The organism is Catellatospora vulcania (assembly GCF_009720385.1).
Classification (GTDB): Bacteria; Actinomycetota; Actinomycetes; order Mycobacteriales; family Micromonosporaceae; genus Catellatospora; species Catellatospora vulcania.
The window spans coordinates 327,480-349,827 of the sequence record NZ_WARX01000006.1; the positions used below are offsets into that span (position 1 = coordinate 327,480).

Sequence of the window (22,348 nt, forward strand, 5' to 3'; positions counted from 1 at the left end):
TTCACCGGCGTGTCCCCGCCACAACTTCATGATCACCAACGCCGGCGGCGTCGGTCCGGGGCGATGATCGCCGTTTGAGGTCAAAACCTGTGGCCAGACCGCAGATCATGACCAGAAACAGCGATCTATGCGGCGCCACGGGCCGCCCTGCTAGTCGATCATGAGGTTAGGGCAGCGACACGCCGTCGAGCCGTGCCATAAGTTCATGATCGACGAGGGAGTGCAAGCGCGAACAACTCCGGCCGCACCTGTCCGAGGACGGGCGCGGCCGGAGCTGCGTACTGCGGTCACTGCAATATGTCAGGCGGCGTACGGACCCTGGCCGTACTTGGCCAGGACCAGGTCCGCGGCCAGCTTCTCCCACTTGGCGTAGTGGTTCGGGAAGGCCGAGACCTGCACGGTCTGCGCCGCGTCGGTCAGCGCCATCTTGTCGTACCCCTCGACGTTCTTCAGGCCGTTGTAGAAGGCCTTCGAGGAGTACACCGGGTCCGTGATCTCGGCCGGGGTGCCCCAGCCGGCCGACGGACGCTGCTGGAACAGGCCCAGCGAGTCGTGGTCGTTCATGTCACCGAGGTGACCCAGGTTGTTCAGGGTCGACTCCTGCGCGGCGGTCGCGACCGCGATCACCCACGCGCGCGGGGGCAGGCCCATCTTCTGGCCGGTCTCGATGATGACCTCCGCGTTGCGCTTCTGCTCCGCGGTGGGCTTGAAAGTCTCCTGGTATTCCGCTACGGGAGCCGGCATCAGCTGTTGGCGGCTCGGTGCCTTGGCGGCCTGCTCGGCCTTCTTGGCTGCGGCGGGCGCCTTGGTCGCCGGCTTGGCGACCGGCGCTGCGGCGACTGCCGCGGCCGACTCGGTCTTGGTGGCGGTGGCGGGTGCCGCTGCGGCCCGTGCCACTGCCTTCGCCTCAGGGGCGGTGGCGGTGGCGGGGCTGGCGCTGGCCGGTGCTCCGGCGATGCCGGTGAGCACTGCCATGCCGGTGGCGGCGAGTACTGCCCGGAAGGACACGCGCTTGAGTGCGGGCAGGTGCCGTGCCATCAGGTCGACGTTGACCACGAGTAGGTCCCTTCGTTGGGATTGCGTACGAGGGGATTCAACCGAGGGAGCATTTCCGGTGTTCCGGACTTGTACCCTTTGTGGTCCAGGTCTCGCGTTCCCGGTCGCCGACCCTCCGGTAGCCGGGACGAACTACGCAGGTAGCCCCTGACCTGGCCATATCTCTCGCCGTCAGTACACTGCGCGACGATAAGATAGGCGAAAAGCTGTCATAATTGGCTAATTCGGGCCGCTTGCCGCCCCGCCGGAAGGAGGAGCGTGTCAGCCCGCAAAGTGATGGCCTGGTACGGCGTCTGGATGGCCGTCCTGGCGGCGCTGTTCTACGCACTGCCGAGCTGGCACATCCCGCTGTGGAGTGCGATCGGCCTGAGCAGCGCCGGCGCGATCGGGTACGGCATGTACCGCTACCGCCCGCGCCGCTGCGCTCCCTGGGTCTGGATCATCGCCGGCCTGCTGCTGCTCTCCTCGGGCGACACGCTCTACAACGTCATGACCGACGTGCTCGGCCGGGTGAACCCGTTCCCGTCCCCGGCGGACATGCTCTACCTGGCGATGTACCCCGCGGTCACGATCGGCCTGCTCGGCCTGTCGAAGGCGGGCGCGGCCAGCCGGGACCGCACCGTGCCGCTGGACGCGCTGATCGTCACGGCCGGGCTGGGCCTGCTCTCGTGGATCTTCCTGATCAGCCCGCAGATCCTCAACCAGGACCTGACCATGAGTCAGCGCCTGGTCTCCGTCGCCTATCCGCTGGGCGACATCCTCATCCTGGCCACGGTGGGCCGGCTGATCTCCGTGGTGCCGTTCAGCCCCACCGTCGCGCTGCTGACCGTGGGCGCGGTCGGCCTGCTGGCCGCCGACGTCATGTACGGCCTGGTCCAGCTGCACGGCTACTGGACCGTCGGGGGCCCCGTCGACCTGGGCTGGATCGTCTTCTACGCCTGCTGGGGGGCTGCCGCGCTGCACCCTTCGATGGCCGACCTCACCACCCCGCGGGTGGTCAGACCCCGCGAGATGCGCGCGCTGCACCAGGCGCTGCTCACCCTGTTCGTGCTCATCCCGCTCGGGGTGCTGGTGGTCGGCGTGGGCCAGGGGCGGCTGAAGTACCCGATGGTCATCGTCGCCTTCGTGGTCTGCACGGTCCTGCTGGTGCTGGTCCGCCTGTTCGGCGTGATCAACAGCTATCGCGGCAACACCATGCGCACCAGCGGCATCCGCGCCAGCAACGCCGCGCTGATGTCCGCGACCACGGTCGAGGGCGTCACCTGGGCCCTCAAACGCACCGCCGAACGGCTGCTGCCGCCCGGCTCCGACTACCGCGTCGCCATGGTGATGAACGACGGCACCGCACCCGACCTGTTCCACCCCGCGCCGACCACGATGGGCTCCCGGCTGCGCTTCACCAAGTCGCTGCCCCCGGACATCGCGGCCCAGATGGGCGATTTCGAGATCACCATGATCTGCCCGCTCGCGCTGGAGGACCGCCCCACCGGCGACCCGCACATCGGCATGCTGCTGATCTCCTCGGACGAGAACGCGCTCAGCTACCTGCAGCTGCCCATGGAGCTGGTCGCCTCGCAGGCGGCACTGGCCATCGAGCGGATCATGCTCAGCAACGAGATCACCCGGCACAACAGTGAGCAGTACTTCCGCACCCTGGTGCACAACACCTCGGACGTGATCCTGATCCTCGAACCGGACGGCGGGCGCATCCGGTACGCCAGCCCGTCGGCGCCAACCGTCTTCGGCACCGCGGAACTTCCCGGCAAGAACCTCTCCCAGCTGGTCGACAGCCCGCACCACACCCTGGTGGCAGACCTGTTCCGGCTGGCCGCGGCCGAGGACGACGCGGTCGACACCGCGGACTGGACCGTGCTGCGCCCCGACGGCACCGCCGTGCAGACCGAGGTCTCCTGCCGGGACCTGCGCGACGAGCCGACCGTCAACGGCCTGGTGGTGACCCTGCGCGACGTCACCGACCAGCGGCGGATGGAGTCCGAGCTGACCCACCTGGCGTATCACGACTCGCTCACCGGCCTGGCCAACCGGGTGCGCTTCGCCGAGCGCATCGGCCAGGCCATCGCCCGCGCCGACGCCGACGGTTCCATCGTCGGGGTGCTCTTCATCGACCTCGACGACTTCAAGGTGGTCAACGACACCCTCGGCCACGAGCACGGGGACCGGCTGCTGCGCGCGGTCGGCCAGCGGCTGGCGGCCGTGCTGCGCGCCGACGACGTGGCGGCGCGGCTCGGCGGTGACGAGTTCGCCGCGCTGATCGAGGGCGCGCCCGACGCGGCCACCATCGACGACGTCGCCGACCGCATCGTGGAGGCGCTGGCCGAGCCGTTCACCATCGACGACCGGCTCGTCTCCGGCATCGCCAGCATCGGCATCGCCACCAGCGCCGACGCCCGCAGCGCCCCGGAGTTGCTCCGCCAGGCCGACCTGGCGCTGTACGTCGCCAAGGGCGAGGGCAAGGGCCAGTGGCGCCGCTACCAGCCCGACCTGCACACCGCGATCGTGGAGCGGCTGGAACTGCGCGCCGAGCTGGACCAGGCCATCGCCGGCAAGGAGTTCACGGTCGAGTTCCAGCCCATCGTCGAGCTGCGCACCGGCGTCACGGCCGGCTACGAGGCGCTGGTGCGGTGGAACCACCCCACCCGCGGCCGGCTGCTGCCCGGCGAGTTCATCGAGGTCGCCGAGGAGTCCGGGCAGATCGTGGCGATCGGCGACCAGGTGCTGCGGGGCGCCGTGGCCGCCGCGGCGCAGTGGCAGCGCAAGGCCGGGCCGACCACGGTGCCGTACGTCAGCATCAACGTCTCCGCGCGCCAGTTCCGCACTCCCGGTTTCGTGGCCAGCCTGCACGAGACGCTGGCCGAGGAGGGCCTGCCGCCGCAACAGCTCATGCTGGAGATCACCGAGAGCCTGCTGCTGCGCGACGACGACGGGGTCTGGGAGGACCTCACCGAGCTGCGCACCACCGGCATCCGGGTGGCCATCGACGACTTCGGCACCGGGTACTCCTCGCTGAGCTACCTGCGCCACGTGCCGCTGGACGTCGTGAAGATCGACCGGCTGTTCACCAGCACCATCGCCTCGTCGGCGCAGCAGGCCGCGCTCGTCGACGGCATCGTCCGGCTGGCCCACACGCTGGGCCTGCAGGTGATCGCCGAGGGCATCGAGCGCACCGTCGAACGCGACCTGCTCTCCCGCATCGGCTGCCGCTACGGCCAGGGCTTCCTGTTCGCCCGCCCGCTCACCAGTGAGCAGGCCATCAGCTTCATCACCGAGCAGAAGGTGGCCGCATGAGCGAGCGCAGCGAGGAGCCGGTATGAAGGTTTCCCCGCACCTGCCGGATGCGCACAAGATTCCGTCGACCGACCAGCTCGACCGGCTGCGCGAGCAGACCCCGATGTACGACGCCGTCATCGAGGAGGTCGACGGCCGGCGCATCCGCGTCGGCGACACCTGGCTGACCGACTTCGCCTCCTGCAACTACCTCGGCTTCGATCTGGACGAGGAGATCATCACCGCCGGCGAGCGGGCGGTACGCCGCTGGGGCACCCATCCGGGCTGGTCACGCCTGCTGGGCAACCCCCGGCTCTACCCGCAGATCGAGGAGCGGCTCACCGAGCTGCTCGGCGCGCCCGACACCCTGGTACTACCGACGATCACACACATCCACATGTCGGTGCTGCCCGCGCTGGTCGACGGCGGGGCTGTGTTCGTCGAGGCCAGCGCCCACAAGACGATCTACGACGGCGGCTCGTACGCCCGCGGGCTCGGCGCGCAGCTGTACCGCTGGCACGCCGACGACCCCGACGAGCTGGTGCGGCTGCTGCGCTCGGCCGACGCCGGCCGTCCCCGCGTGGTCTGCCTCGACGGCGTGAACAGCATGACCGGCAACATCCCCGACCTGCCCGCGCTGGCGGAGATCTGCCGCGAGTGGGGCGCCCTGCTCTACGTCGACGACGCGCACGGCTTCGGCGTGATCGGCGAACGCGACGGCGAAGCCCCCACGCCGTACGGGTCGCGCGGCAACGCGGTGGTGCGCCACTGCGGGCAGAGCTACGACAACGTGGTGCTCGTCGGCGGGTTCTCCAAGGCGTACTCGGCGCTGCTGGCGTTCGTCGCCGTGCCGACGCGGGTGAAGGAGCACCTGAAGCTGGCCGCGCCGCCCTACCTCTACTCCGGACCGTCGCCGGTGCACTCGCTGGCGGCGGTGCTGGCCGGGTTCGACGTCAACGAGACCCGCGGCGAGCAGCTGCGTTTCACACTGCACCGGCTGACGGCCCGGGTGCTGGCGCACATCCGGTCGCTGGGCGTGCACACCCCGAACCGGCACCAGACGCCGGTGATCGAGCTGCCGCTGTCGCCCGGCTACGACCTGGCCGCGGTGGCGAAGCTGCTGTGGCGGCGCGGCGTCTACGTGACGCTGGCCGCGTACCCGCTGGTGCCCCGGGGGCAGGTCGGCTTCCGGATCCAGCTCACCTCGGCGCACACCGACGAGCACGTCGACCAGCTCAACAGCGTGCTGACCGAGCTGAACGGACACGGCGCGCTCCGCCGCGCCCTCGCCTGAGCAGCCTCGCCGGCACCACCGCCGGGCTGCGGATCAGAGCGGCCGGAAGGCGACCGACAGGATGGACAGGCCGGTGCGCGGCCTGCCGTCGCCGCCGGCGCCGGACACGCCCTCGGCGGCCACCCTGTCGATGATCTCCATCCCGGTGACGACCCGCCCGAACGGCGTGTAGGTGGACGTCAAGGTGCTGTCCCCGTAGACGAAGAAGAACTGGGCGGAGCTCGTGCCGGGCGGTCCCATGTTCGCCATGGCCACCTCGCCCCGCGGGTAGGTCCTGATCTCCAGGTTGGGCAGCTTGTCCAGCAGACAGCTGTTCAAGTCGATCTTCACCTTGGCCTTCGAGAAGATCTTGAAGCCACCACTCGGGTCGAGCTTGATGCCACCACTCGGGTCGACGACGATGCCGCCCGGGTCGACCGGGGCCGGAATGCTGGTCGGCATGAGTTCTCGCAGGCCTTCGGGCAGGTCACCGATGACGATCTTGCCATTGCAGGACGGTGACGCCGACGGGGCCGCCGACGCCGACGCCGACGCCGACGCCGACGCCGACCGCAGGTTCTCCTCGCCGTAGAAGAAGCCCGGCCCGCCCGCCCCGGTTCCTGCCGGATCACCGCACTGCAGGACGTGGATCCCCTTGGTGACGAGGCGGTGGCAGGCGGTGCCGTCGTAGTAGCGCTCCCCCGCCAGGAAGGCGAGGAACTCGACCGTGCAGGGCGTACGCCCGCGGTCGACCTCGACCTCGATCACGCCGAGATCCGTGGTCACGACCATGAGGACCGCGCCCGCGCTCGGGGCGCCCGTCGGCCTGGCGCCGACCAGCCGCGCGGGTGGCGGGGTGGGCACCGGCCGGGACTGGCAGCCGACCGTCGGGGGCGTCGACGGGAGCACCGCGGGCTGCGCCGGCTGCCCGGGGTGCCGCAGCTGCCAGACCAGGACGGCCGCTGCCACCGCGAGCAGCACCGCCATCGTGATGAGCAGCAGACGCGTCGAACGACGCCGTGCGGGTTCGACCGGATTCGGCACGGCGTCGGTGTCCATGAGCGGCGAGCGTAGAGGATCAACGCAAGGCGCGCGGTCCCGCGAACCGATGTGCCGAGACCCGGCGGCCCGGGGCAGGATGGACGGATGAGCGTTGCCCCCGATCGTGACCGTGACGGCTCGGGCCGGGCGCGCAACGCCCGACCCCGCGACGAGCTGGGCCGACCGCTGCCCCGAGGCGCGGCAGGCGTGCCGACCACTCCGGACGAACTGCGGCTGCCGCCGGACGAGGCGCTCGCACAGGCGCAGCGACTGCTCGCCGAGGGCCGCGCGTTCCACGCGCACGAGGTGCTGGAAGGCGCGTGGAAGGCCGCGCCCGAACCGGAGCGCGAACTGTGGCGCGGTCTCGCCCAGCTGGCGGTCGGTCTCACCCACGCCCGCCGCGGCAACGCGACCGGCGCGGCCAGGCTGCTGGGACGCGCCGCCGACCGCATCGAGGAGTACGCGGCAGCACCGCCGCACGGCGTCGCGGTCACCGGCCTGGTGGCCTGGTCCCGGGCGCTGGCCACCCGCATTCAGCAGGACGGCCTGGCCCGCCTCGAACCGGGCGCGCTGGTCCCCCGCCTGCGCGACGGGCGGTGACCCGGGCGGGTCAGCCGAGCGTGATACCGGTGACCGAGGCGCCCGGTGGCAGGTCGCGGACCTGTTCGTGGATCTGGCCGGCGATGTTCACCGCGACGACGAAACTCTCCACGACGACGGACTCGACGGTCACGCCTCCGCCGATGACCGGCGGCGGCATGAACGTGTACACCTGATCCGGCCCGAGTTCCAGACCCCGGGCCTGCGCCTGCGCCGCCAGCCCGCCCAGCAGGTAGCGATCCTGCCCCTGCTCGGCGGACAGGTCGAGGGCCAGCTCGTCGGCCGAGGCCCAGACCCGGGTCAGGGCGCCCTCGATGGTGTCGAGATACCAGCAGCCGTCCTTGCCGGCCAGGAACACGTCGCCGAACAGCGAGGTGAACAGCGGCTTCCTGCCCTCGAGCCCGAGCCACGCCCAGGAGTCGAGGGCCTGGGCGTACTGCTGCTCGCTGAACGTCTTGGTGAACCGCATCCCCGCAGTATGCCCGAGCCATCGGCAGCCCGGCCCACGGCCCGGCCTGCGGTTTCGGGGGGAACTGCGGCTTCCGGGGCCTGCGGTGCGGCGGCTTCGGCGAAACTGCAGTACCGTCTCGGCCGTGACACGGGGTGAGATCACGGTTGGCGGGGTGCGGCTGTCCTTTCTGGAGGAGGGGACGGCGGGGACGCCTGTGGTGGTGTTGCTGCACGGGCTGCCCAATGAGGCGGGGACCTGGACGCACGCGATGGCAGGGCTGGCCGCGACGCATCATCTCTACGCGCTGGACCAGCGCGGGCAGGGTCGCAGCGCGCACCCGGGGGCGTACTCGTTCGAGCTGATGCGCGACGATGTGCTCGGCTTCGTGGCGGCGCTGGGTCTGCGCGACGTGACGCTGGTCGGGCACTCCGCCGGGGCGACCGTGGCCTGCCTGGTCGCCCAGGAGCAGCCGGACTGGCTGGCGCGGCTGGTGCTGGAGGACTCCCCGCCGCCGTGGCCGGGCGGCCCGCGCTTTGCGATCCCCACCCGGCCGGACGGCGAGCTGGATTACGACTGGGCCGTGGTCGCGAGCCTGATGGCACAGGTCAACGACCCGGATCCGGCCTGGTGGGAGCGCCTGGACCGGATCGCCGTGCCGACCCTGCTGATCCACGGCGGCACGGCCAGCCCGATCCCGGCGGACAGAGCCGCGGCGGCCGTCGCGCGTATCCCTGACGCCCGCGCGGTCACCGTCGAGGCCGGGCATCAGGTGCACCGCGAGCGGCCGGAGGAGTTCCTCGCCGCGTTGCGGGCCTTCCTGGCGCCGCCGTCCTGACCTGACACGGCGGCCGCCGGATGACAGGATCGTCTTCCGTGAACCTTGCCGAGCTGGCCGCTGAGGTCGACACCGCCTGCCGCCTGCGCGGCGAATTCCTGCTCCGCTCCGGGCGCACCGCCACCGAGTACTTCGACAAGTACCGCTTCGAGGCCGATCCCGTGCTGCTCGACGCGCTCGCCGGGCGGATGGCCGCGCTCGTCCCGGCGGGCACCGAGGTGCTGGCCGGGCTGGAGATGGGCGGCATCGCCGTGGTCACCGCGCTGGGCCGGCACACCGGCCTGCCGTGCGCGTTCGTGCGCAAGACCGCCAAGGCGTACGGCACCGCCCGGCTCGCCGAGGGCGCGGACGTCTCCGGGCGGCAGGTGCTGGTCGTCGAGGACGTGGTGACATCCGGCGGCCAGATCGCGATCTCCACACAGCAGCTGCGCGAGCTGGGCGCGACCGTCGACGCCGCGTTGTGTGTCATCGACCGGGACGAGGGCGGCGCGGGCGCGCTGGCCGCCGACGGCATCAGGCTGAGCGCCCTGCTGACCCGCGCCGACCTCGACCGGGCACGGGCTGACGGGCATAGCCGACGTCGAGACTAGGTCCTGGGGTGTCGGGTCCGGGCCGCAACCGTGCCGGCCCTGGTCGACAGTGCGGCCGGCGGTCGCTCACCCCCGTTAGCGACCGCCGGCCTTTCACTGTCCGGGTGAACGCCGTCCCCCAACGGCATCTGTCCACCCATCCCCCTGTGCACTTCGCTCGGCGCCGTCGACCAGAAAACGAGTTCTCCGGCCGGGCCGGCCCGCTGGGACCCCTGGGGCCTTCATCGAGCGTCGCGCCACTGGGGATCACGCTACGTCGCCTGACCTGGGGTCGTCCAGGGCAAACTCAAGATTTTTTCACTGAAAGTAATCGGCACTCCACTCTCCGCGTTCGCCACTGAGAACGGATTCCGTACGCGACCACCGCTCGGGCACGCACGATTCGACCGTTTTGCGAGCCACGCACCACCGGATCACGCCCCGATGGGCGGTTCGGCTACAGCCGCTGGTACATCACGTGCAGGCCGACCCGGCCGTGCGCCGGGTGCTCGAACGCCTCCGGCACCGTGGCGAGGATCTCGAAGCCGATCGCCTGCCAGAGGCGCACGGCCGCGGTGTTGGTCTCCACCACCGCGTTGAACTGCATGCCGTGGTACCCCTGCGCCCGCGCCCAGTCCAGCACATGCCCGCCCAGCGCCCGGCCCACGCCGCGGCCCCGGTGGGCCGGGTCGACCATGAAGCTCGCGGTCGCGATGTGCGCGCCCCGTCCGGGCCGGTTCGGGCCCATCTTGGCCGAGCCGAGCACGGTGTCGGCGTCCACCGCCACCACGGTCCGGCCCGGGGCCTGCTCCATCCACCACGGGCGCGCCTGCTCCAGATCCATGCCCTCCGGAAAGGCGTAGGTCTGGCCCGCCGCGACGATCTCGGTGAAGAACGGGTAGATCTTCGGCCAGTCCTGGCCGGTCGCCTCTCGAATGATCACGCCCGGACCCTACCGCCCCGCCCGCGCGCCCCTCGACCGCCTTTCCCGCCCGAGACCACCCGACTTGCCTGGCACCTGTGCGTATCTTGAGCGGCGTTTCGCCCGGTTGCCAGGCAAGTCGAGTGATCATGAGGCGCGTGGGGCGGGGACGTGGGCTAGATCAGGTCGGCGAGGGTCGCGTCGGTGGACGGGGTGACCCGGCGGGTGACACGGCGGGCGCGCACGTGGGCGGCGTGGGCGGCGGCGCGCAGGGACGCCGCCGCGGCCGTCGCGGCCTCGGTGGCCAGCCAGGCCTGCTTCTCGGTGTCGGCCGCCCGGCGGTACGCGGTGCGCAGCGAAGCCCGGGCGAACTGCGACAGCATCGTCTCCTGCTCGATCGGGTGCCGGCGCGGGTCCCAGCCGGCGCGGTGGGCCAGCGCGTCGCTGAGCTCCAGTGCGGACAGCTGCTGGTGCGAGCAGGCCGACATCGCCGAGCGGTGCAGGTGGCGCTCGCGGAAGGCGTACTCGGCGGGGGTCTGCGGGGTGCGCGGCAGCGGCAGTGCGGCGGCCACCAGCTTGCGGCGCGCGTCGGAGTCGGCCTCGTCGTAGCGCTGCCAGGCGGTCTCGGCCACGTCCTGCGCGGCCAGCCACTCCTCACGCCGCCGGCGGGCGGTCGTCGCGGCGCGCTCCGCGGCGGCGGTCGCCTCGCGGGCCTTGCGGACCAGCGCCTGCGCGTGCGCGGCCAGCAGCGCCTGCTGCTCCAGCTCCTCCGGCGCCGGCGTCACCGGCTGCGGCTCCGGCTGGCGGGTGTACAGGGTCAGCGCGCCGATGGCCACGACGGCGAGCACGGCGAGCAGCGACCAGACGAGCGCGGCGTTCGGCAGGTCACGGAGGAACAGGTCCAGGACGACATTCATGATCGACACCTCGGGGTGGTGGAGGGGTGGACGCGACACCAGGGTTCGTCGCGAGGTGGGGGTGTTGCGGTGACGAGGTCCGCGCGGACGTTCGCGCAGCGGCCTCAGGTCCGTGCCGGACGCCGTGGTGTCGAAACCTGGCCCCGGCCGGGCGGTGACGACGCACCACGGCACCGTCGCGCGATCCGTTCCGGCGGACCGGGACGCGACGGCGTCAAGGGCACGCGGACGGCTTCCACGCCGCAGAAAAGGGGCGGCGACGCGACGGGAGGTTACGCAGGCGGGGCGCGACTGCCCTGGGCCCGCGGGTGGGCCGAGCCCGGCAGCCGGGCGGTGTCCACGGCGGCGCGGAGCACCACAGCCGGCTCGATGATTCCGATCCGGACGGGCGTGGCCGCCGGGGCGGGTTGTGCCTCGTGCTCGGCGACGGCGGTGCTCGCCGCGACCTGCCCGGCCTGCGGCCGCGGGGCCGGTTGCGCCGCCTGCGCTGCCGAGGGGGCGAGCAGCAGGCTCATCAGGGCCAGCGCGGTCAGCATCCGCGCCGAAAGGCGCACGACCCACCGGATTGGACCGGTGAGCGCGCTGAATGTCACGAAACGAAAACTACCCCGTTCGGGCGAACGTCGCATCCGGAGTGATCGACACCACAGCACGCGGGCGGGCGGGTTCTCTGACAGACTGGCGACCGTCGCTGCCCGACGAACCCCGGGGGATCACATGAGCAGCACGGCATCGCCCGTGGCACCCACGCCGTCCCTGACCCGCCTCGCCCCTGACGTGTACGCATACCTGCAGCCCGACGGCGGCTGGTGCGTCAGCAATGCCGGCGTGCTGCTCGGCGAGGACGCGGTGACCCTGGTCGACGCGACCGCCACCGAACGCCGCGCCCGCCTGCTCGCCGAACACATCGCCACGCTGACCTGGGCGCCGGTGCGCACCCTGGTGGTCACCCACCGGCACGGCGACCACCACTACGGCGCGCGCACGGTCGCGCCGGACGCGGTCGTCGTCGCGCACGCCAACGCGCGCGCCGACATCATCGGCGACGGCCTGAACCTGCCCGGCATCTGGCCCGACGTGGCCTGGGGCGAGGTCGCCCCGGCGGTGCCCACGCTCACCTACACCGACCGGCTCACCCTGTATGCCGGGGCGCTGCGGGTGGAACTGTGGCACCCCGGTCCGGCGCACACCACCGGCGACACCGTGGTGTGGATCCCCGAGCACCGGGTGCTGTTCACGGGGGACGTCACGTTCTCCGAGGTCACCCCGCTGTGCCTGATGGGCTCGATCGAGGGCTCGCTGGAGGTGCTGTCGCGGCTGGCCGAACTCGACCCCGCGGTCGTGGTCAGCGGGCACGGGCCGCTCGCCGGTCCGGAGGTGTTCGAGGACAACGCCGATTACCTGCGCCTCGTGCAGGAGCTGGCCGCGGACGGCCTTGCCGCCGGGCTCACCCCGCTGGAGGCCGCCCGCCGCGCTGACCTGGGCCGGTTCAAGACGTGGCTCGACGCCGAGCGGCTGGTCGCCAACCTGCACCGGGCGTACGCCGAGGCGCAGGGCGCGCAGCGGGGCGCCGAACTCGACAACTACGCGATCCTCGCCGACGTGGCCGCGTTCAACGGCGGCCGGATCCCGACCTGCTTCGCCTGACGTGGCGGGCTGGTTCCCGCCACCGGGCGAGCTGCGCGACGCCGCCTACGCCACCTTCGCCAACACCGTCGGCGGCGGGCTGTGGACCGCGGGCAGCGCGCTGTACCTGATCAAAGTCGCCGGCCTGACCCCGACCACGGTCGGCGCGGGGCTGTCCGCCGCCGCGCTGGTCGGCCTGGCCGCGAGCGTGCCCGCGGGCCGGCTGGCCGACCGCGGCGATCCGCGCTCGCTGCGTGCCGCGCTGCAGGTGCTGCAGGCCGCCGCCGCGCTGACGTACCTGCTCGTCGGCTCGGCGGCGAGCTTCCTGGCGGTCGCCGCCGTCGACGCGCTGCTGTTCACCGGCAACCTGACCATGCGGGCCGCGCTGGTCGGCGCGCTCGGCCGCGCGGTCGGGCGGGTGCACGTCTTCGCGACGCTGCGCACCGCCGCGAACGCGGGCACGGCCATCGGCGCTGGACTGGCCGGGCTGGCGCTGGCCGTCGACAGCCCGGCCGCGTACCGCCTGCTCGTCGTCGCCGACGCGGCCACCTACCTGATCTCGGCGGCGCTGCTGATGCGGCTGCCCCGCTACCCCGCCGCCGACGCCGAGCAGCGGCCGCGCACCTGGGAGGTGTGGCGCGACGGCCGCTTCCTCGCCGTCACCGCGGCCACTTCGGCGATGTACCTGCGCCGGGTCGTGCTGACGCTGGTGCTGCCGCTGTGGATCGCCACCCGGGCCGACGTGCCCACGGTCGTCGTCTCGGCCGTGCTCGTGACGTACACGGTGCTGACCGTGGTGCTGTCGGCCCGCTCCGGCCGGCGGGCCGAGCAACCCGAACCCGCCGCCCGTATGGTCCGCCGCGGCGCGCTGGTGCTGGCCGTCGCGATGCTCGGGTTCGCCGCCGCGACCACGCTGTCCACCGCCGCCACGGTCACCCTGCTGCTCGCCTCCACCGTCGTCTACTCCGTGGGCGAGCTGTGGCACGTGAACGGCGCGACCGGGCTGTCCTACGCGCTCGCGCCCGAACACGCCATCGGGCAGTACCAGGGCGTCACCGTGCTGCTCAACGGCCTGGCCCTAGCCGCCGGCCCGGCCCTGCTCACCGTCGTGATCGTCGACTCCGGATCGCCGGCCGGCTGGCTGGTGCCCATCGTCCTGCTGACCGGGTGCGGGCTCGCCGTGCCGCCGCTGACCCGGTGGGCCGCAGCGGGCATCGCGAAACAACCGCGCGGGCCTGAGCTGCGCTTCTAGGCTCGGGCTGTGGAACTGCGCGTGTTCACCGAGCCCCAGCAGGGTGCCACGTACGAGCAGCTGCTCGCGGTGGCGCGAGCCGCGGAGGACGCCGGGTACGCCGCGTTCTTCCGCTCCGACCACTACCTGAAGATGGGCGACGTGACCGGGCTGCCGGGGCCGACCGACGCCTGGACCACCCTGGCCGGGCTGGCCCGCGACACCAGCCGGATCCGGCTGGGCACGCTGATGACCGCGGCGACGTTCCGCCACCCGGGGCCGCTGGCGATCAGCGTGGCGCAGGTCGACGCGATGAGCGGCGGCCGGGTCGAGCTGGGCATCGGCACCGGCTGGTACGCCGAGGAGCACGAAGCGTACGGCCTGCCGTTCCCGCCCGTCGGCGAGCGCTTCGACCGGCTCGGCGAGCAGCTGCACATCATCACCGGGCTGTGGTCCACCCCGGTCGGCGGCGCGTTCGACTTCCACGGCACGCACTACACGCTGACCCGGTCACCGGCGCTGCCCAAGCCGGTGCAGCAGCCGTACCCCCCGATCCTGATCGGCGGCGGCGGCAAGCGGCGCACGCCGGTGCTCGCGGCCCGGTTCGCCGACGAGTTCAACCTGCCGTTCGCGAGCGTCGAGGACTCGGCGGCGCAGTTCGGCCGGGTGCGCGACGCCTGCGTGCGCACCGGCCGTGACCCGGACGCGCTGCGCCTGTCGAACGCTTTGGTGCTGTGCTGCGGGCGCACCGACGCCGAGGTGGCCCGGCGCGCCGGGGCGATCGGGCGGCAGGTCGACGAGCTGCGGGCCAACGGTCTGGCCGGTTCCCCGGCCGAGATCACCGAGAAGATCGGCCGGTATGCCGAGATCGGCGCGCAGCGCGTCTACCTACAGGTCCTCGACCTGTCCGACCTGGACCACCTGGAGCTGGTCGCCGCCGAGGTCGCCCCCCAGGTCCGCTGACCTCCACGCCCACCGCTCCGCGCAGCCGCACCCGCAGCCGCAGCCGCCGCCGCCGCACGCGACCCGGCCCGCCGTGCAGACAGCCCGGCGGGGCTCGGGTTCGACCCACCCGCCGCCCGGCAGCGCCGGGGCTCGGCCTGTCGGCACGGCCCCGGCCTGCCGGTAGGTCAGCCCGCCCAGTCCGGCAGCGGCTCGCGCGAGGCCAGCCACTCCGGCGGGATGCCCGCGACTCCCGTGTACGCGGCCACGATGCCGCCGACGATCGCGGCAGTCGTGTCGACGTCCCCGCCCGCCTGGACGCAGGTGCGGATCGCGGCCGGATAGTCGTGCAGCATCCGCGCCGCGACCCAGACCGTGAACGGCACCGTGTCCTGCGCCGTGATCGCGGCGCCGTTGCCCAGCTCGTACGCCGCCTCGGCAGCCGGCAGGTGCAGCATCCGACGGGCCCTGCCCAGCCCGCGGTGCACCCGGCCGGGCGGCGTCAGCGCCCGGACCGCGTCCACGAACGGCCCCGGCTTAGGGCGGGTGCCCGACAGCCGTCCCGCGCAGGCGAGGCTGGCCGCGACCGCGATCGCCACCGCGCCGGCCACCCCCTCCGGGTGGGCGTGGGTGACCATCGCCGAAGCGACGGCCTCCTCTGCGGCCCGCCCCGGATCGTCGGGGAAGTACGCCCCCAGCGGCGCGACCCGCATCGCGGCCCCGTTGCCGCACGAGCCCTGCCCGTCGAACGCCTCGGTGGCGGCCTGCTGCCAGGGCGCGCCGCCGCGCACCCGCCGCAGGATGATGAACGCGCCGACGCCGTACCCCCGGTTGGGCTCGATGCGTTCGGCGAACGCCTCGACGAGCCGGTCCGGGTCGATCCGGCCCGCCTCGTTCAGCATCCAGGTGATGGAACACGCCATCTCGGTGTCGTCGGTCCATTCCCAGACCGGCGGCGGGACGATGCCCGCCACGAGGTCGGCGACCCTGCGCCCGACCATGAAGTACTGCGCTCCCAGCGCATCGCCGACGGACAGACCCGCCAGGCTCTCGGCGGCGTATCCGCGCCGCGTGTTCTCGTGTAGGACGAACCTCATCGTGCCGCCGATCATGGCCCACCACGTCCACCCCGGCAATCGGGTAACGGGTCAGGAGTCCAGCACGGCTTCGATGAAAGGAGCCTTGCCCGCCCGGTACGCGACCCGGTCGCGCCGGTTGCGTCCGGCGAGCTCGGTCTTCAGCGCCGCATAACGCGCCGCGGCGGCGGGGGCGGCGCGCAGCCGGTCCCGGAACGCCAGCCAGGTCGGCCACCCGTCCGAGGCGTGCTCGACCACGTGCAGGTGGTGGCTGCGCCGGGCGACGTCGGGATAGCAGTACGACCACCGCCGTAGCGCCCCGTCCGACGGCTCCGGCGCGGCCACCCAGCCGATCTCCACCAGCCGGGCCGCCACCGGACCGGCCGCCTCGTGATCGCTCACCCGGGCCAGCATGTCGATGATCGGCTTGGCCGGCAGCCCCGGCACCGCGGTGCTGCCGATGTGCTCGACCGGGCCGACCAGTACCGGTGCCAGCACTTCCACCACCCGCGACCGCTGCGCCTCGAACAGCTCCGGCCAGCGCGGGTCGTACGGCACGATCACGATCTCGTCCCGTCGGACGTCAGGTGACTGCACCTGCCCACGGTGCCTCACCGGTCCGCGAAACGGAAGCCCCGCGAGCACCCGGCACAACGCGAGCTCCCCGCGTACGAACCAGGGTCCGGTCCACAGAATCCGCGCCCACCAGCCGAGCCGCCGCATAACGTGGAGATACACCCTGGTCGTCCGCCAGGCGAACAGCGCGAAAGGCGAGCGATGGCGCCGAGCAGGGCGGTGGCCGATGCGGCTCCCCCGCGCCCGGCGCTGGTGCTGGGCGCGCTGATCCTGGTCGCCGCGGTGGCGAACCTCAACCTGAGCGTGGCCAATGTGGCGCTGCCCGAGATCGGGCGCGCGTTCGACTCGTCGCAGACCATGCTCAACCTGGTCGCGGTCGGCTACTCGCTCGGCCTGGCCGCCTCCGTGCTCTACCTCGGCGCGTTCGGCGACCGGTACGGCCGCAAGCTGCTGCTGATACTCGGCGTCAGCCTGTCCGTGCCGGCCTGCCTGCTGGCAGCCCACTCCACCTCGGACGTGATGCTGGTCTGCGCCCGGGTGCTGGGCGGGATCGCCGCGGGCATGGCCTACCCGACCACGCTCGCCCTGATCGCCGCGCTGTGGCGCGGCGCGCCCCGCATCCACGCGATCGCGCTCTGGTCGGGCATCGGCGGCGCGATCTCGGCGATGGGCCCGCTGCTGGCCGGTGCGGCCCTGCAGCGCTACTGGTGGGGCTCGGTCTTCCTGCTCACCCTGCCGCTCGCGGTGGTCGCGCTGATCCTGGCGGTCCGGTGCGTCCCGGCGCACGTCAACGAGTCCACCGAACCGGTCGACCACCTCGGCGGCGTGCTGTCCGTGGTGCTGGTGGGCTCACTGGTACTGGCCGTCAACTTCGCGCCCTCCCCCGGAGCGGGAGCGGCCGCGGCCGGGCTGGCGGTGGTCGCCGTCGCGGCGACGATCGCGTTCGTGCTGCGCCAGCGCCGGGCCGCCAATCCGCTGTACGACCTGAACATCGCGTCGCGGCGCACGTTCTGGGTGGCGGGCCTGGCCGGGGTCATCGTGTTCGGCTCGCTGATGGGGTCGCTGTTCATCGGGCAGCAGTTCATGCAGAACGTGCTCGGCTACACCGCGCTGCAGGGCGGGGCGGCGATCCTGCCGTCGCCGGTGGCGATGACCCTGGCCGCCCCGTACTCGGCGAAGCTGGTGGAGCGTCACGGCTCGCGGTTCACCCTGCTGCTCGGCTACCTGTTCTGCCTGCTGGCATTCCTCACCATGCTGCTGCTGTGGCACGAGGACGTCGCCTACTGGCGGATCGGGCTGGCGTACGCGCTGATCGGGGTCGGGATCGGGTTCGCCGGCACCCCGGCGTCGCGCTCGCTGACCGGCTCGGTGCCGGTACGCCGGGTCGGCATGGCCTCGGGCACCGCCGACCTGCAGCGTGACCTCGGCGGCGCGATCATGCAGTCGCTGCTCGGGGCACTGCTCACCCTCGGTTACACGAGGTCGATCGCCAAGCAGGTGCACGAGGCGCCGCAGTCACCGGAGATCGCCCAGGCAGTTGTGTCCGAGCTGCAGAAGTCGTTCGCGAGCGCTGCCGACACCGCCCAGCGGTACCCGAAGCACGCCGCGGAGATCATCGAGGGCGCCCGCAACGCGTTCCTGGCCGGCGACCGCTGGGCCTACTCGGCCGCGATCGTAGCCATCCTGCTCGGCATGGCACTGGTGTACCGCTGCTACCCCCGCCATGCCGAGGAGAACCGGCTGCTCGCCTCCTATCAGGCCGAGTCCGTTGCCGACGGGGCGGCCGTGTGAGGCGTGCGGGGACAGCGCGCCGCGGTCGATGTTGTTAGCCTCCCGCGGTGACCCCGAACCGTGTACTGCTCACTGCACTGCTCCTGGCCACTGCTTCCCTCACCGCGTGTGCCGACGGCGGTTCCGCCGCGCCCGTCGCACCCGCGGCGTCGGCGGGTGCGACGGCCCTCGCCACTCCCGGCACCGCAGCCGGCCCTTCCGGCGACTGCCCCGCGGTCGCGACCGCGCTGCTGCTCGTGTCGATGCGGACAGCCGGCATGTCGGTCTCCGTCACCTTGGCCGAGCAGGGGACGAAGACTCCCCGCGAGGGGTTGGACCAGGCCGCGGAGAAGCTCGACCTGCCGCTGACCACGCTCGACGAGGCGCTCGCGAAGACCACCGACGCGGACCTGACGGCGCTCGCCCGCTCGGTCCGGGACGAGGCCGCCGCGCTGCAGCAGTCCCTGCGCTCCGGCACCGACCCGGCCGCGGCGATGGCGTCGATCGAGAAGTTCGCCGCCTCGATAGACCAGAAGACGCAGGTTCTCGAGACCCGCTGCTCGTAAAGCCCGACGTGCGGCCGCGCGCGGCGAGCGCACGGCCGCGCGCCGCCACGTTCAGGCGTGGAACTCGTGCACGACCTCGATCAGGCCCACGAGGTGCCGGTTGAACTCGTCCAACTCCTCGGCGGGCACCCACAGTTCGAGGATGTCCCGCCCTCCGACCTGCCGCACCGGGTAACGCTCGGCGAACGCCCGCTCCACCGCGAACCGCGTGACGTAGCCCGAGCCGCTCGCGGGCACGTTCCAGTCCCGGGCGATCATGATGGCGTACTGCTCGTTGAGCACCGGGTAGAAGATCGGCTGGTCCGGCAGGCGCGGCGGCCAAGCCCGCCAGCCGGACTCGCGTACCAGGTTCAGCTCTTTCGGGCCGGTGGGCCGCCACAGGGTCAAGGTCTCGGTCATCGCGCGCTCCTCTCGCAGCGGCGCACGTTACCGTCCGGCGCGGCGGCCCGGCCAGCGGTTTGCCCGGATCGGCGGGTCACGCCGAGCAGCCGCCCGGCGTCAGGCGGCCGGGGCGGGGCCGGTCGAGGCGCGCACCACCAGTTCCGGCTCGAACAGCAGCTCGTCGTCGGGCACCTGCTCGGCGTCGATCTGGCTGAGCAGCAGCGCGACGGCGGCCTGCCCCATGGCGACGATCGGCTGGCGCACCGTGGTCAGCGGCGGGTCGGTGAACGCCATCAGCCCCGAGTCGTCGAAGCCGACCACGGACACGTCGGCGGGCACCTGCTTGCCGGCCCGGCGTACCGCCCGCATCGCGCCGATGGCCAGCACGTCGCTGGCGCAGATCAGACCCGTCGCGCCCTCGGCGACCAGGCGGGCTGCGGCGGCGTGGCCCTCCTCCATGGTGAGCGCGCCGTGCGCGACCAGCTCGGGCGCGCCCTTGCGGGCGGCCCGGTAGGCGGCCAGCTTGCGGGCCGAGGGCACGTGGTCCGGCGGGCCGAGCACCAGCCCGATCCGTTCGTGGCCGAGCGCCGTCAGGTGGGCGTACGCCTGCTCCACCGCGTGCTCCTCGTCCGTGCACACCCGGGGGAAGGCCAGCCCGTCCGCGCTGGCGTTGATCAGCACCGTGGGCAGGCCGCGCTCGCTCAGCCGCGCGTAGTGCTCGTGGGCCGCCCGGGTCTGCTGGTAGAGGCCGCTGGCGAAGATCACGCCGGAGACGTTCTGCTCCAGCAGGATGGTGATGTACTCCGACTCGGCGACCCCGTCGACGGTCCGCGCGCACAGCACCGGGGTGAACCCCTTCTTGGCCAGCGCGCCCGCCATGACCTCGGCGAACCCGGGGAAGATCGGGTTCTGCATCTCCGGGAGCACGATGCCGACCAGCCGGGCGCGCTCGCCGCGCAGCTTGGTGGGGCGCTCGTAGCCGAGCACGTCGAGCGCCGACAGCACGGCCGCCCGGGTGGCCTCGGAGATGCCGGGCTTGTTGTTCAGCACCCGGGACACGGTGGCTTCGCTGACACCGACATGTTGGGCCACTTCGGCCAGCCTCCGCGCCATCGCGCAAGTGTAGAACACCCGGGTGCAAGCCACTTGCAGAAACCGAACCGATTCACTGAGATCCGCGCACCGCCACGGGGCGATGATCGCTGTTTGCGGTCAGAACCTGCGGTCGAACCGCACTTTCCGACCGTGGACCGCGATCATCGCCCCCCCAGCGCGCACGCAACCCAGCCGCCCAGCCCGGTCAACGGTTAAGAAGGGCACCTTCTACAACGCATAGCGAGGTGAAGGTGCCCTTCCTTTCACAGGAAGGGGCCGCAATAGGCGGGGGTCAGGGAAGTGCCAGTGAGGGTGAAGGTGACGGCGTCGGGGCAGTGGAAGAGGGGTGACGCAGCGACGCCGTCGGCGGTGAGGCCGGTGAGGGTGAGCGAGCCGGCGGACTGGATCTGGAGGAGGTGGGTGCCGGTGCGGTGGACGCGCAGGCCGGTGACGGTCACGTCGGTGACGGAGGAGCCGAAGACCTGGAGCGCGGCGTACGTGCTGTCGAGCAGGTCGTTGTCGGTGACGCGCACGTCGCCGGTGAGCGGGGCGTCCTTGGCGTAGAACCAGAGCGCGCCGATCGGGGTGGCCAGGAACGGGTGGTCGGCTCCGGCGCGCAGGGTGGTGTTGCGCTCGATCCGGGTGGTGCCGCGCAGCAAGGTCGCCGAGAAGCGGTTGCCGACGTGGATGCCGCCGCCCTCGACCTGGATGTCGGCGACGACGTTCTCGCGGACCGTGTTGTCGTGGCCGCCGTACATCGCGATGCCGTTGGCCAGCATGGGCAGTTGCACGGTGTTGCGTTCGATGGTGACGTCGCGGTCCGCGCCGAACTCGCCGTCGAAGCCGTCCGCTCCGGCCTCCGACCACAGGGCGATGCCGTCGTCGCCGGTGTTGCGCACCAGGTTGCCGCTGATGACGGTGTTGCTGACGCCCTGGTGCAGGTTGATGCCGTCGGCGGTGACGTCCAGGATGCGGCAGCCGGTGATGCGCAGCCCGTCGAACGGGCCGTCCAGCCACATGCCGACCTTGACGTGCTGGATCCACAGGCGTTCGAGCACCGAGCCGCCGCCGAGCGCGCCGCCGACCCCGGCCAGCGCCGCGTGGTCGTCGCGCTCGTCCACCTCGCCGATGATCGCCAGGTCGGTTACCCGCACCTGCCGGGAGGGCTTCGGGGCGGGGTTGCCGTAGACGCCGACGCCCTTGCCACGCAGTTCGGTGTGCCACAGGCCCGCGCCCTGCACGGTGACGCCGTCGAGCAGCAGGTGCTGCCCCACCGCGTAACGGCCCTCCGGTACGAAGAGCACCTTGCGCTGGGCGCGGGCCGCCTCGATCGCCTTGGTGAAGGCCTCCCCCGCAGGCTTCGCGCCGCCCGGGTCGGCCCCGAAATCGGCGACCGACAGCGCACCGGCTGGTCGCGGCAACGGGGCTTCGACCTGTTCGAACTCCACCAGGTCGAGGGTGGTCACCCTGCCCGCGCGCAGGGTGACCGTCGCGCCCGCGGGCAGGTCGGTGCCGAGCAGGGTACGGGCGCTGTCGTACAGGTGCCGCTCCCCGCCCTGGGCGGGGTTGTTCGTGAACGGGAAGCCGCCGTAGAACCAGCTGTAGCGCGAGGTCAGCGCCAGCGGCGGCAGGGTCGCCCCGGCCGCCTCCAGCACGAGCGAGGAGTCCTGGCCTCTCCCGTCGGCACTGTCCGGGATCGAGAAGCGGACGTTGACCGCGTTCGCCGGGGCGGCCAGGGTGACCGTCAGCCGCTGTCCGGGCTGGAGTGTCACCGCCATCCGGCCGGAGGCCTCCCCCGCGAGCGTCCCGTGGCGGCGGTCCGGCCCGATCACGGTCCCGTCGGTGCTCACGTGCTCCGCCTCGTACGCCTGCCAAGGCAGCGACGCCCCACGCCCGGCGATGTCGCCGACGGCGGTCAGGCGCGGCGGCGCGCTCGCAGGCTCGTCCTCCCCCGGCCACGCGAGCGCGACGGCCGCCACGACCACACCCACGACCAGCGGGATCAACACCTTGCGAGACATCAGCGACTCCTGGGAGTAGGTGTGCTCGCCGTGGCCCAAGATCGCCGGACTTGCCTGGCACCTGTGCGTATCTTGAAGGCGCTTTCGCCCGGTTGCCAGGCAAGTCCGGCGATCA

The 22,348-nt window shown here is 72.4% G+C and carries 21 protein-coding genes; 10 read left to right on the plus strand and 11 right to left on the minus strand.

Annotated elements, in window-relative coordinates:
• Nucleotides 1-300: 300 nt before the first annotated feature.
• Complete coding sequence (locus tag F6W97_RS27295) at nucleotides 301-1,056, minus strand: hypothetical protein (protein WP_230687020.1); 756 nt, start codon at nucleotides 1,054-1,056, stop codon at nucleotides 301-303.
• 258 nt (nucleotides 1,057-1,314) lie between these two features.
• On the opposite strand from F6W97_RS27295, the gene F6W97_RS27300 reads away from it, so the two are divergent.
• Entirely contained in the window at nucleotides 1,315-4,362 is a 3,048-nt protein-coding gene (locus F6W97_RS27300) for a putative bifunctional diguanylate cyclase/phosphodiesterase (protein WP_155373372.1), read from the plus strand.
• A 22-nt stretch (nucleotides 4,363-4,384) separates the two neighbouring features.
• Nucleotides 4,385-5,635, plus strand: coding sequence for an aminotransferase class I/II-fold pyridoxal phosphate-dependent enzyme (locus F6W97_RS27305; RefSeq protein ID WP_230687021.1), 1,251 nt, complete (start codon nucleotides 4,385-4,387; stop codon nucleotides 5,633-5,635).
• Between the two features lie 33 nt (nucleotides 5,636-5,668).
• Here the strand turns inward: F6W97_RS27305 and F6W97_RS27310 are convergent, their stop codons facing one another.
• A complete protein-coding gene (locus tag F6W97_RS27310; RefSeq protein WP_155373373.1) occupies nucleotides 5,669-6,673 on the minus strand; it encodes a peptidylprolyl isomerase in 1,005 nt (334 codons plus the stop codon).
• Between the two features lie 87 nt (nucleotides 6,674-6,760).
• On the opposite strand from F6W97_RS27310, the gene F6W97_RS27315 reads away from it, so the two are divergent.
• Nucleotides 6,761-7,255 (plus strand): DUF309 domain-containing protein, encoded by a 495-nt coding sequence (locus F6W97_RS27315; RefSeq protein ID WP_155373374.1) that lies wholly within the window; start codon nucleotides 6,761-6,763, stop codon nucleotides 7,253-7,255.
• 10 nt (nucleotides 7,256-7,265) lie between these two features.
• On the opposite strand, the gene F6W97_RS27320 is transcribed toward F6W97_RS27315, so the two are convergent.
• Nucleotides 7,266-7,724 carry a T6SS immunity protein Tdi1 domain-containing protein gene (locus tag F6W97_RS27320; RefSeq protein ID WP_196279349.1) on the minus strand — a complete coding sequence of 153 codons (459 nt, stop codon included), beginning with the start codon at nucleotides 7,722-7,724 and terminating at the stop codon, nucleotides 7,266-7,268.
• Between the two features lie 124 nt (nucleotides 7,725-7,848).
• Here F6W97_RS27320 and F6W97_RS27325 point away from each other — a divergent pair, with 124 nt between their 5' ends.
• Nucleotides 7,849-8,541, plus strand: a complete 693-nt coding sequence (locus F6W97_RS27325; protein WP_196279350.1) for an alpha/beta fold hydrolase — start codon at nucleotides 7,849-7,851, stop codon at nucleotides 8,539-8,541.
• Between the two features lie 38 nt (nucleotides 8,542-8,579).
• A complete protein-coding gene (locus F6W97_RS27330; protein WP_155373377.1) occupies nucleotides 8,580-9,131 on the plus strand; it encodes an orotate phosphoribosyltransferase in 552 nt (183 codons plus the stop codon).
• Between the two features lie 436 nt (nucleotides 9,132-9,567).
• Here F6W97_RS27330 and F6W97_RS27335 read toward each other — a convergent pair whose 3' ends face one another.
• From F6W97_RS27335 to F6W97_RS27345, 3 genes are all read right to left on the minus strand, one after another.
• On the minus strand, nucleotides 9,568-10,053 hold the full coding sequence (locus tag F6W97_RS27335; protein ID WP_155373378.1) for a GNAT family N-acetyltransferase: 486 nt from the start codon (nucleotides 10,051-10,053) through the stop codon (nucleotides 9,568-9,570).
• Between the two features lie 155 nt (nucleotides 10,054-10,208).
• Nucleotides 10,209-10,949, minus strand: coding sequence for a hypothetical protein (locus F6W97_RS27340; RefSeq protein ID WP_155373379.1), 741 nt, complete (start codon nucleotides 10,947-10,949; stop codon nucleotides 10,209-10,211).
• Nucleotides 10,950-11,221: 272 nt separating this feature from the next.
• Nucleotides 11,222-11,542, minus strand: coding sequence for a hypothetical protein (locus F6W97_RS27345; protein ID WP_155373380.1), 321 nt, complete (start codon nucleotides 11,540-11,542; stop codon nucleotides 11,222-11,224).
• Between the two features lie 124 nt (nucleotides 11,543-11,666).
• On the opposite strand from F6W97_RS27345, the gene F6W97_RS27350 reads away from it, so the two are divergent.
• From F6W97_RS27350 to F6W97_RS27360, 3 genes are read left to right on the plus strand one after another with little or no spacing between them, the layout of a single operon-like run.
• Nucleotides 11,667-12,596, plus strand: coding sequence for an MBL fold metallo-hydrolase (locus F6W97_RS27350; protein ID WP_155373381.1), 930 nt, complete (start codon nucleotides 11,667-11,669; stop codon nucleotides 12,594-12,596).
• A gap of 1 nt (nucleotide 12,597) precedes the next feature.
• Entirely contained in the window at nucleotides 12,598-13,827 is a 1,230-nt protein-coding gene (locus F6W97_RS27355) for an MFS transporter (RefSeq protein ID WP_155373382.1), read from the plus strand.
• Nucleotides 13,828-13,836: 9 nt separating this feature from the next.
• Nucleotides 13,837-14,769 carry an LLM class F420-dependent oxidoreductase gene (locus F6W97_RS27360; RefSeq protein ID WP_155373383.1) on the plus strand — a complete coding sequence of 311 codons (933 nt, stop codon included), beginning with the start codon at nucleotides 13,837-13,839 and terminating at the stop codon, nucleotides 14,767-14,769.
• 167 nt (nucleotides 14,770-14,936) lie between these two features.
• Here the strand turns inward: F6W97_RS27360 and F6W97_RS27365 are convergent, their stop codons facing one another.
• Nucleotides 14,937-15,845, minus strand: coding sequence for an ADP-ribosylglycohydrolase family protein (locus F6W97_RS27365; RefSeq protein WP_155373384.1), 909 nt, complete (start codon nucleotides 15,843-15,845; stop codon nucleotides 14,937-14,939).
• Nucleotides 15,846-15,896: 51 nt separating this feature from the next.
• Nucleotides 15,897-16,421: a GrpB family protein gene (locus F6W97_RS27370; protein WP_230687022.1), complete on the minus strand. Its 525-nt coding sequence runs from the start codon at nucleotides 16,419-16,421 to the stop codon at nucleotides 15,897-15,899.
• Between the two features lie 180 nt (nucleotides 16,422-16,601).
• On the opposite strand from F6W97_RS27370, the gene F6W97_RS27375 reads away from it, so the two are divergent.
• Nucleotides 16,602-18,191 carry an MFS transporter gene (locus F6W97_RS27375; protein WP_155373385.1) on the plus strand — a complete coding sequence of 530 codons (1,590 nt, stop codon included), beginning with the start codon at nucleotides 16,602-16,604 and terminating at the stop codon, nucleotides 18,189-18,191.
• 47 nt (nucleotides 18,192-18,238) lie between these two features.
• Nucleotides 18,239-18,736, plus strand: coding sequence for a hypothetical protein (locus F6W97_RS27380; protein WP_155373386.1), 498 nt, complete (start codon nucleotides 18,239-18,241; stop codon nucleotides 18,734-18,736).
• Nucleotides 18,737-18,787: 51 nt separating this feature from the next.
• Here the strand turns inward: F6W97_RS27380 and F6W97_RS27385 are convergent, their stop codons facing one another.
• From F6W97_RS27385 to F6W97_RS27395, 3 genes are all read right to left on the minus strand, one after another.
• Nucleotides 18,788-19,135, minus strand: a complete 348-nt coding sequence (locus tag F6W97_RS27385; protein WP_155373387.1) for an ADP-ribosylation/crystallin J1 — start codon at nucleotides 19,133-19,135, stop codon at nucleotides 18,788-18,790.
• Between the two features lie 99 nt (nucleotides 19,136-19,234).
• Entirely contained in the window at nucleotides 19,235-20,230 is a 996-nt protein-coding gene (locus F6W97_RS27390) for a LacI family DNA-binding transcriptional regulator (RefSeq protein ID WP_155373388.1), read from the minus strand.
• A 245-nt stretch (nucleotides 20,231-20,475) separates the two neighbouring features.
• A complete protein-coding gene (locus tag F6W97_RS27395; RefSeq protein ID WP_155373389.1) occupies nucleotides 20,476-22,233 on the minus strand; it encodes a right-handed parallel beta-helix repeat-containing protein in 1,758 nt (585 codons plus the stop codon).
• Between the last annotated feature and the right edge of the window lie 115 nt (nucleotides 22,234-22,348).